The organism is Nocardiopsis lucentensis DSM 44048 (assembly GCF_000341125.1).
Taxonomy (GTDB): Bacteria; Actinomycetota; Actinomycetes; order Streptosporangiales; family Streptosporangiaceae; genus Nocardiopsis; species Nocardiopsis lucentensis.
In genome coordinates, this window is sequence record NZ_ANBC01000849.1 from 1 (window position 1) to 9480 (window position 9480).

Below are 9480 nucleotides of genomic sequence, written 5' to 3' on the forward strand. Positions count from 1 at the left end.
ACGGTGTCCGAGCCCATGATCGTGCCCCCGCCCAGCGGGGAGCGGCGGGACCGGCCCAGAGTGATCGCCCCGTTCGCGGAGATCAGCGCGATGTACCCGGGGCCCTCGCCCACCGTGGGCCTCGGTACGGGCGTGTGCTTGCGGTGGTAGCGGGCGACGTAGAGCAGTTCGGGCTCGTCCTTGCCCGGGTGCTCCTCGCGCACCTGGCCCAGGAGGTCCTCGTACACCTCGTCGCGGTAGGCCAGCGCGTCGACCAGACCGGTGTCGAGCGCCTCCTTGGGCATGAACGGACCGCCCGAGACGAGCTCGCGTACCTTGTCCTCGGTCAGCCCGCGCGCCTCGGCGACGGCTTCGACGATCTGGTCGCTGAGGGAGGTGACGATCCGGTCGGTGGCCTCGCGGTGGGCGTCGGTGAAGCCGGTCTCGGTGACCCCGTTGAGGGCGTTCTTGTACTCGTGGCGTTTGCCGACCTCGTACCGGACGTCGAGCTTGTCGATGGCGCCCTTGACGAAGGTGCTGCGCATGATCAGGCCGGTGAGCCCCAGGACCCCGGTCGGGGACATCACCACGCGGGAGAACGCGCACGCGAGGTAGTAGGGGAGGTTGCCCGAGCCCAGCTCACCGAAGGAGTCGGCCCAGGCGATCGCGGTCTTGCCCGAGGCCCGGAAGTCGGCGACCGAGTCCCGCAGCTCCTGGGTCTTGGCGAACCCGAGCGGGCGGCCGTCGATGCGCACGATCAGGGCCGCCACCTTGGGGTCGCGCGCACCCCGCCGGATGCCCTCGACGACGTCGAGGAAGTGCTGCCGACGGCGGTTCATGAGCTGGCCGATCGGGTCTCCGGGGGCCTCGTCGGCGACCCCCTCGGTCAGGTCCAGCTCCAGCACCAGCGGCCCGTGCGGGCCGGGGCGCAGACGCGGGAGGGACAAGGGCTCCGTGATCTTCGACAGGTCCACCATGAACCCAGACTAATGGCCGGTGAGCGGACTTCCCCCGTGCCGCCGCGCGGACCGCGCCCCCTGGCCGCGGGGGCCTGGGGAGTGCGCGGGCGGTGGGCGGGAGCGCCAGGGCGTGTTCGCCGGATATGCCTTATGGTCATGGGTGTTCTGAGCACGGGACGCACGGCTGAGAGGGACGACGCATGGCGGGCACGAAGGACGGGGCCGTCCACGGTCGACGGTGGCGGACACCCGCCGCGCGCACCGGTGTGGGAGTGGCGGCGGCCGCGACGGCGATGCTGGTGCTCGGCGCCTGTTCCGGCGGCGGTGGCGGTGAGGGCGACCCCGAGATGCGGTTGGGCGACAGCGGTCTCATGGCCGCGGTCGATCCCCCGAGCGCGGGCCCCGAGGGTTTCAGCCCGGTGGACGTCGCGGGGATCGCGATCAACGCGCCGGAGGGGTGGGAGGTCCAGAACGAGGGTGACTCGCTGTGCATGACCCCGCCCGGGCAGGCCGCGTGCGCCTACGGTTCGGTGCGGCTCGTCCCCCGGGCGGCGGCCAACCACCCCCAGGGCTGGCCGAACGAGGGCGAGGCCTTCAAGGACGAGAACGGGTGGGCCGCCAACCCGGACAACTGTCGCAGCCTCAACACGGCTGCCTCGGGCAACATCGGGGTGGAGGGCGCCGCGCTCACCTTCTCCGGCTTCTTCGAGGACCACGCGGACGGTCTGGTCTCCCACCAGTCCGTGTGGGAGGTGCGGTGCGTCAACGGTGAGAACTTCGAGGTGCGTATGTGGTTCCTGCCGATCAGCGACGTCCTGCTCTACGTCTGGTCAGCGGACCCCCAGTACGACGAGGTGTACACCGCTGTCGCCGAGTCCATGGACACCACCGGCTACCAGGACTGAGTCCGGCCGGCCCCGCCGCTTCCACCTCCGTATGCGGCCGATCACGCGATGGGTGTCCGGAAGCCCTCCAGAGGCCGTAGGGTCGTAGTCGTCAAGTGACGATGACAGTTCGGCTACGGCGCGAATCGGGGTGCAGCACTGGTGACGACCAATGAAGCGGCGGGACGTGTGGGTCAGTACACGCTCGACAACGGATTGCGTTTGGTGACCGCACCGGCGTCCACCGGGCGGGTCGCCGCCGTCAACCTCTGGTACGGGGTCGGCTCCCGCCACGAGGTGCCTGGGCGCACCGGGTTCGCGCACCTGTTCGAGCACCTGATGTTCCAGGGCAGCGGCAACGTCGTCAAGGGTGAGCACTTCGAGGTGGTCGAGCGGCTCGGCGGCGACATCAACGCCTCCACCTCCACCGACCGCACGAACTACTACGAGACGGTCCCCGAGCACGCGCTCGACCTCATCCTGTGGCTGGAGGCCGACCGCCTGTCGACCCTGCGCGACGGGATGACCCAGGAGGTCCTGGACAACCAGCGCGACGTCGTCAAGAACGAGCGGCGCCAGCGTTACGACAACCAGCCCTACGGAACGGCCCTGGAGCGCATCCTGCGCCTGGCCTACCCCGAGGGGCACCCGTACCACCATCCGACCATCGGTTCCATGGCGGACCTGGACGCGGCCGACCTCGACTACGTCAAGTCCTTCCACAAGGCGCACTACGGTCCGGACAACTGCGTCCTGACCGTCGTCAGCGACCTGGACCCCGAGGACGTCCTGGCCCGCGTCGAGCGGTTCTTCGGCCCCATCCCCGCCCGTGACACCCGTCCCGAGGCGCCCGACGCCGCCCTGCCCGCGCCGCTGGGCGGCCCGGTCCGCGACGCGGTGACCGAGACCGTGCCCGCCGCCGGTGTGTTCGCCGGGTTCCGCGTCGCCCCCTACGGCACGCGCGACTTCGACGTCATGCACCTGGCCTCGGCCGTGCTCGGCCAGGGCCAGGGCAGCCGTCTGTACCGCGCCCTGGTGGTCGACCGGCCCATCGCCGCCGACGACGGCGGGGCGGCCGCCGACATCCTGTCGTTCCGCTACACCGACAGCCTCCTGCTGGTGAACATGCTCGCCCGCGAGGGTGTCAGCGGCGACGAGCTGGAGACCGCGATGCGTGAGGAGATCGCCAAGCTCGCCACCGGCATCACCGAGGAGGAGCTCGACCGCGCCCGCGCCGTCCTGGAGCGCGACCACCTCCAGTCGATCTCCAGCCCGGCGGGCCTGGCCGACGCCATCGGCAGCGCCACACAACTGCTCGGCGACCCCGAGCTGGTCTTCACCTGGCCCGAGCGTTGGGTCGACATCACCGCGGAGGAGGTGCGGTCGGCCGTCGAGCGCCTGCTGGTGGACGACAACCTGCTCGTGGTCCGTTTCGACCCCCAGGCGGCCGAGACGTCCCCGGAGCCCGAGCCCGCCGTCTCCTAGTCACAGGCCCTGTCACCGCAAGCCGCAGAAAGAGCCGCAGAGCATGCCGAACACCCGTCCGGACCTCGGTGCCCCAGCGTCCTACTCGTTTCCCAAGCCCCAGCGGATCAGCGTCGGGGGCGGCACGGTCGTCGCCGTCGACGTGCCCGGCCAGCAGCTGGCCTCCCTCCGCCTCGTCCACCCGCACGGTGGCGCCGCCGAACCGCTCGACGCCATGGGCGTCAGCGCCCTCACCAGCGAGGTCCTGGAGGACGGCCCCGACGGCAACAGTTCCCTCGCCCCGGCCCTGGAGCGCCACGGCGCCGAGTGGGTTTCCCGGGTCACCTGGGACGCCTTCATCACCGGCCTCGACGTCCCGGTGAACCGCCTGGGCGAGGCGGTGCGCCTGTTCTCCGACGCCGTGCGCCGTCCCGCGCTGGCCGCCGACGACGTCGTCCGCCGCCGCGACCAGCTCCTGGAGCGGTTCTGGCTGGAGTGCGCGTCCGCGTCCACGCTGGCCATGCGCAGCCTGGGCGGACAGCTGTTCACCGGGCGCTACGCCACACCGCTGGCGGGCGGCCCCGTCCGTCTCGCCGACGTCACGCCCGAGACGGTCGCGCGCTTCCACAACGACTTCGTCGCCTCCGTCGCGGGAACCCTCGTGGTCGTCGGCGACCTGACCGGCGTGGACCTGGAGGCCCTGGGCAAGACCGTGTTCGGGGACGTCGCCTCCCTGCCGGAGCCGGAGTTCACCGCCCCCGCCCCGCCGCCCGGGGAGCTGCCCCGCCTGCTCATCGTGGACCGGCCCGGATCGGTGCAGTCGGCCCTGGTCATCGCGCACCGGTCCCCGTCGCGCTCCCAGGTGGACCTGCCCCGCGCCGAAGGCATCGGCGAGGTGCTCGGCGGGATGTTCACCTCCCGCCTCAACATGGAGTTGCGCGAGCGTCTGGGCTACACCTACGGCGCCGGCGCGCGGTTCGACCTGCGCCGCGACAGCGGGGTCTTCTTCGCGTCCACGCAGGTGGAGGCGGACACCACCGCGCACTCGATCACCTCGTCCCTGGAGCAGTTCGCCAAGCTCCGCGAGTCCGGGGTCACCGAGGAGGAGCTGTCCGCGGTCCGCGAGTCCAACATCGTGGGCCTGCCGGTGAGCTACTCGACCGCGCGTGCCATCGCGGGCGCGCTCGTGGACATCGTCGTGCACGACCTGCCCGACGACTACGTCGACCGCAACCGGGCCGGGTACGAGCGGCTCACCCGGTCCGACCTGGACTCCGCGGCCCTGGAGTACCTGCACCCGGAGGAGGCGGTCGTGGTCGTGGTCGGCGACGCCGAGCGCCTGCGCCAGCCCCTCACCGACATCGCCGTGGGTCCGGTCCAGGTGCGCACTCCCGAGTCGCTCTGGTCCTGACGCCGTGCGCGGGCGCGGTACCCGTCCGGACACGGGCGCCGCGCCCGTCCTCGCCCCCGGCCCCGGGCAAGGAACGGTCAAGGAGAGGTAGGTCACCGCATGTGTGCCCGCCTATCGGACATAACGAAAACGAACCTATGTATCAGTGTTCCGGCAACGACCAGCATGGACCCCGGGTGCGCCTGATATAACGAGTGATCCGTGCACCTACGTGGTGACAGCGACCGCAATGCTCCGCAGGAGGCCGCCATGACCGGTGAATGGACCCGTGGATAACCTTGTCCTCCCTAGACAACCCCCACACCCAGCGGCCCGAGGCGTCGCCCGACGCGGCGTGCCCGGAGGATGCCAGCATGGCCGAAGCCGAACCTGAGGGACGGCTGCTCAAAGGGCGCTACCAACTGACCTCGGAGATCGCCAGGGGCGGCGTGGGCACCGTGTGGCGCGCCACCGACCTCGTCATCGACCGAGAGGTCGCCGTCAAGGAGCTGCGGCTGGCCGCCNGTTGCAGCGGACCACGCGTGAGGCCCGCGTCGCCGGGCGCCTGACCCACCCCAGCCTGGTCACGGTCCTGGACGTCGTGGACGAGGACGACCGCCCGTGGATCGTCATGGAGTTGGTGGAGGCCTCCACCCTGGAGGCGATCATCCAGGTGGGCGGCCCGCTGCCCTATCAGCGTGTGGCCGAGATCGGGCTCCAGCTGATCGACGCCCTGAAGGTGGCGCACGCCGAGGGCATCGTCCACCGTGACGTCAAACCCGACAACGTGATGATCAGCGAGTCGGGGCGCGTGGTGCTGACCGACTTCGGCCTGGCCGCGTGGAACGGGGAGTCGGCGCTCAGCGCCTCCGGGCGCATCATCGGCTCGCCCGCCTACATCCCGCCGGAGCGGGCCAAGGCTGGTCCGGTGGGGCCGGAGTCGGACCTGTGGTCCCTGGGCGCGACCCTGTACGCGGCGGCCGAGGGGCATCCGCCCTACGACCGCAAGGGCTACATCAAGATCCTGCGGGGCGAGCAGCTGGACGAGCCCGCGGAAGCGGCCAACGCCGGCCCGCTGGCCCCGGTGCTGGCCGGACTGTTGCGCGTCGAGCCCAGCGAACGGCTCACCGCGGAGAACGCCACCAAGATGCTGCGGATCGCCGCGCTGGCCCCGTGGGCGCCCGAGACCAGTCCCGAGCGCGCCGCCGACGGTCCCGCGATACCCGCGGAACCGCGTCCCGGTGGCGAGGAGCTCCCGGACCCCCACTCATCGGCCCGTGAGCAGGCCCGTGAGCACTTCCGGGCGGGGGCGCACGTGCTGGCCGAGTCCATCAACGAGCGGCTGCGCCACAGTCCCGAGGCGATGAACTCGATCATGACCTCGATCCGCGACTCCACGGACACGCTCGGCCTGACCAGTTCCGGCAAGCACGCCGAGAGCAGCCGTCTGCCGGTGGTGATCGCCGTCGTACTGGGGATCGTGGTGCTGCTGGCCGTCGTGCTGTGGGCGCTCCTGGGCCGGTAGCGCGGCGGCGGGCCCAAAACGAGCACGGCCCCGAGGACGGTTGTTCCCGTCCACGGGGCCGCCGCGAACCTCAGTGGGGCCGGCGGGATTCGAACCCGCACTGTACAGCACCTAAAGCTGCCGTCTCCTGCCAGTTGGACTACGGCCCCGTCGGGACAACTGTACCGGTGCCCGGAGGGGGTGCTGCGCCCGGCCCGAGGGGGACCGGGCACCGCCGGTGCGGGGCCTCAGACGCCGAGTTCGCGCTTGACGCGGTCGACGTGGCCGGTGGCCTTCACATTGTAGAAAGCCTTGGCGACCTTGCCGTCGGCGCCGACGACGATCGTGGAGCGGATCACGCCCTGCACGAGGCGGCCGTAGTTCTTCTTCTCCCCGTAGGCGCCGTAGGCGCGCAGGGTGTCCTTGTCGGGGTCGCCGAGCAGGGGGAAGGTGAGTCCCTCCTTGTCCCGGAACTTGGCGAGCTTGTCCGTGGTGTCCGGGGAGATGCCCAGCACCGTGAACCCGGCGGAGTCGAAGTCGCGGAGGTTGTCCCGGAAGTCGCAGGACTCCGTGGTGCAGCCGGGCGTCATGGCGGCGGGGTAGAAGTACAGAACGGCGCTTTTGCCGGTGGAGGTCAGAACCTCGCTGAGCGTGACGGGCTTGCCGTCGGCGTCGGTGAGGGTGAAGTCGGGGGCCTGGTCGCCGGGTTCCAGACGGATCGGGTCGCTCACGTGGTGTTCCAATCTGTGGCTGGCGGGGCGGTGCGCCCCGTTGTCCTTCGTCCTCACACTACGGCCCCGGGACGCGGGCCGCCGCTTCGGAGGCCGGGGCCGCCGGCTCGGGCGTCGTTCGGTTGCGATTGCGGTTCGGTTCCTCCGCGACGGCGGTGATCGGCGGTTTCATCGCCTATCGTTGACCGAACTCAGGATTTCGGTCCGGTCCGTCGCGACCCGGACCTGTACGTACACTCGGGCGACACGCCCGCTCCGGTAAGGCGGCCTCGAAGCCCCACGGGACCGGAACAGACCCGCTTCGCGTTTGGGAGTCATTGCCGACGATGCCTGGATTCACACTCGACGAGGTCAGGACGCGGACCCTCAAGCAGCGCGACTCCTGGTGGACGGTCCACCTCATGGACCCGATGGCGATCCGGCTCGTGCGCCTGTTGGCGAACCGGACGTCGGTCACGCCCAACCAGCTGACGGTGCTCGCGCTCTTCCTGGGGCTGGGCGCGGCGGTGTGTTTCGCGCTGGGCTACCGGGAGGCGCTCGCCCTGGGCGCACTGCTGTACTTCCTGTGCTTCCTGGTGGACTGCACGGACGGTAAGCTCGCCCGGCTCACCGACACCGAGTCGCTGTTCGGATCGTGGATGGACTACGTCTCCGACCGGTTCCGCGTGCTGGTGTGCGCCGTCGCCCTCATGGGCGGCCAGTACGTCGTGGCGACGGAGAACAACCCGGACTCCGCGCCCGTGGTGTTCGTGTGGCTGGCCCTGGCCGTGGTCTTCCTGGACATGTTGCGGTACCTGAACGCTCTCCAGGTGTACAAGCTGCGCCGTGAGATGCGCTCCCACCTGGCGGGGGCCCTGGAGCGGGCGCGCGCCACGCTGTCGATGCTGGAGCCGGAGGAGGACGACGGCTCGGAGCTCACCGGTGAGCGGCGCGGCGGCGCGATGAGCGACGGCGGTGAGCAGGCGGTCCTGCGGCACGGGATCGACGTCCTGGAACAGATCCTGCGCAGCCAGAACGAGCGGGAGACGCGCAACCACCGGACGGCGGGCAAGCAGCCCGACATGACCCTGCCCAAGGTGGACCTGCACCAGGAGTTCCGGACACGGTTCCCCTGGTACACGAGGTTCTGGGGGGCGTTGAACGACCGCCGGGTGCGCACCCACCTGTTCAGCGGCATCGAGTTCCAGATCGCGGTGTTCGTGATCGCCCCGGTGGCCGTCGCGGTGACCGCGATGCCCGCGGTCATCGGTTGGATCGCCGCGGTGGCGGGCGTTTTGCTGCTCGCGTTCGAGATCGCCATCATCTATAAACTGTGGTTGTCCACGCGGGACTTCTTCCGCGTGGTCGACGGAATCGATGGCGCGCTGAGATTCTCCGGTCCGTCCGACGGCGCGGAGGAAGAGAGCCGGGAGACCGGCTCGGACACGGACTCCCATTCGACCCTGCGCTGATGGAGGAAGGCAACCCAATGACGGGACGCGACACCGAGCCGCGCCAGACCCCGGCCGACATCGAGGCCGAGATCAACCGCGAACAACGGCGGTTGGCCGAGACCCTGGACCAGTTGTCCGAACAGGCCCGCCCGTCCAACATCGCGCGCAGGCAGATCAGTCGGGTCCGTGAGCACGGCGCCCGGATCGCCGACGAGGCCCGGGCGCTGGTGGCGGGGGGCGGCGCGGTGCGGGTGGAGAGCCACCTCGTGGAGCCGGAGGAGGGCAGCATCCTCCTTCGGGGTGACGAGGAGGTCGTGACCACCTACCAGGCGCGGCGCAAGCTTCCCCCTGAGGCGCTGATCCTGGCCGCGGGCGTGGGCACGGTCATCGCCGTGGGCGTGGTGGCTTGGGCGGTCCGCCGGAGTAAGTAGGCGTAGACGTTCTCTCGGGGCGGTCACCCGAGGGGGTTCGACGTTCGGGCGCCGGCAGGGTGCTGATGGACGGGGCCGCGCCGTAGGCGTCCGTGGAGGGCGACGAAGAGGGAGAAGCCGCGCCGGAGGCGTCCGTTGAGGGTGGTGGAGGGCGACGGGCGGGCCGAAGCGAAGCGGCGGGCCCAGAACGAACACGGCCCGGACGACACCGTCCGGGCCCGACGTGTGCGCGGGGTTCGGTCAGAGGAAGGTGCGGCCCTCGCCCCGGTAGGTGGGGGCGTCGCCCAGGTACTCGCCAGTGTCGCCGTCGACGAGGTGCAGGGCGGCGAAGCGCTCGCACATCTCGCCCGCCTTGGCGTGGCGCATCCACACGCGGTCGCCGACCTCCAGGTCGTGCGCGGCCGCGCCCAGAAGTGGGGTCTGTACCTCGCCGGCGCCCTCGTTGGCGGTGTAGGAGAGCCCCTCGGGCAGGTACGGCACGGGTGCGCGGTGCTGGTCGGCCGGGCCCGACGCGGGGTAGCCGCCGCCCAGGACGGTGGCCACGCCGGGGGAGGGGCGGCGGACGACGGGCAGCGCGAACAGGGCTGCGGGACGGCCGTCGAAGGCGCGGAAGTGGTCGAACAGGTGGGGATGGTAGAACCCTGAGCCGGCGGCGAGCTCGGTGACCGCTCGTTCCCGGCCGGTGGTGTGCAGGCTGCCGGTGCC

7 protein-coding genes, 1 tRNA gene and 2 pseudogenes (1 of these 10 only partly in view) are annotated in these 9480 nt (G+C 71.0%); 6 read left to right on the top strand and 4 right to left on the bottom strand.

What is annotated here, in order from left to right; all coding sequences use genetic code 11:
• Positions 1-956 (bottom strand): S49 family peptidase (locus D471_RS0129470; RefSeq protein ID WP_017601944.1); only part of this gene is annotated, 956 nt, incomplete at its 3' end.
• Positions 957-1138: 182 nt separating this feature from the next.
• Between D471_RS0129470 and D471_RS0129475 the strand changes: the two genes are divergently transcribed.
• From D471_RS0129475 to D471_RS36865, 4 genes and pseudogenes are all read left to right on the top strand, one after another.
• A complete protein-coding gene (locus tag D471_RS0129475) occupies positions 1139-1843 on the top strand; it encodes a hypothetical protein (RefSeq protein WP_017601945.1) in 705 nt (234 codons plus the stop codon).
• A gap of 141 nt (positions 1844-1984) precedes the next feature.
• Positions 1985-3307 (top strand): M16 family metallopeptidase, encoded by a 1323-nt coding sequence (locus tag D471_RS0129480; RefSeq protein ID WP_026128210.1) that lies wholly within the window; start codon positions 1985-1987, stop codon positions 3305-3307.
• Positions 3308-3350: 43 nt separating this feature from the next.
• Positions 3351-4697 (top strand): M16 family metallopeptidase, encoded by a 1347-nt coding sequence (locus D471_RS0129485; RefSeq protein WP_017601947.1) that lies wholly within the window; start codon positions 3351-3353, stop codon positions 4695-4697.
• 353 nt (positions 4698-5050) lie between these two features.
• Positions 5051-6201: pseudogene (locus D471_RS36865) on the top strand (serine/threonine-protein kinase).
• A 74-nt stretch (positions 6202-6275) separates the two neighbouring features.
• On the opposite strand, the gene D471_RS0129495 reads toward D471_RS36865, so the two are convergent.
• Positions 6276-6350, bottom strand: a tRNA-Leu gene (locus D471_RS0129495).
• A gap of 78 nt (positions 6351-6428) precedes the next feature.
• Positions 6429-6911, bottom strand: coding sequence for a thioredoxin-dependent thiol peroxidase (gene bcp, locus D471_RS0129500; RefSeq protein WP_026128211.1), 483 nt, complete (start codon positions 6909-6911; stop codon positions 6429-6431).
• Positions 6912-7237: 326 nt separating this feature from the next.
• Here bcp and D471_RS0129505 point away from each other — a divergent pair, with 326 nt between their 5' ends.
• The gene (locus tag D471_RS0129505; RefSeq protein WP_017601949.1) at positions 7238-8362 is read left to right on the top strand and encodes a CDP-alcohol phosphatidyltransferase family protein; all 1125 of its coding nucleotides are present in this window, start codon (positions 7238-7240) and stop codon (positions 8360-8362) included.
• A gap of 17 nt (positions 8363-8379) precedes the next feature.
• Positions 8380-8775 carry a DUF3618 domain-containing protein gene (locus D471_RS0129510; protein ID WP_017601950.1) on the top strand — a complete coding sequence of 132 codons (396 nt, stop codon included), beginning with the start codon at positions 8380-8382 and terminating at the stop codon, positions 8773-8775.
• Between the two features lie 240 nt (positions 8776-9015).
• Here the strand turns inward: D471_RS0129510 and D471_RS36870 are convergent.
• Positions 9016-9480 (bottom strand): annotated as a pseudogene (locus D471_RS36870) (alanine racemase); it runs 737 nt beyond the window's last position.

Coding starts and splice junctions, on each gene's coding strand:
- D471_RS0129510 (WP_017601950.1), top strand. CDS start 8,380: ATGACGGGACGCGACACCGAGCCGCGCCAGACCCCGGCCGACATCGAG.
- D471_RS0129505 (WP_017601949.1), top strand. CDS start 7,238: ATGCCTGGATTCACACTCGACGAGGTCAGGACGCGGACCCTCAAGCAG.
- D471_RS0129475 (WP_017601945.1), top strand. CDS start 1,139: ATGGCGGGCACGAAGGACGGGGCCGTCCACGGTCGACGGTGGCGGACA.
- D471_RS0129485 (WP_017601947.1), top strand. CDS start 3,351: ATGCCGAACACCCGTCCGGACCTCGGTGCCCCAGCGTCCTACTCGTTT.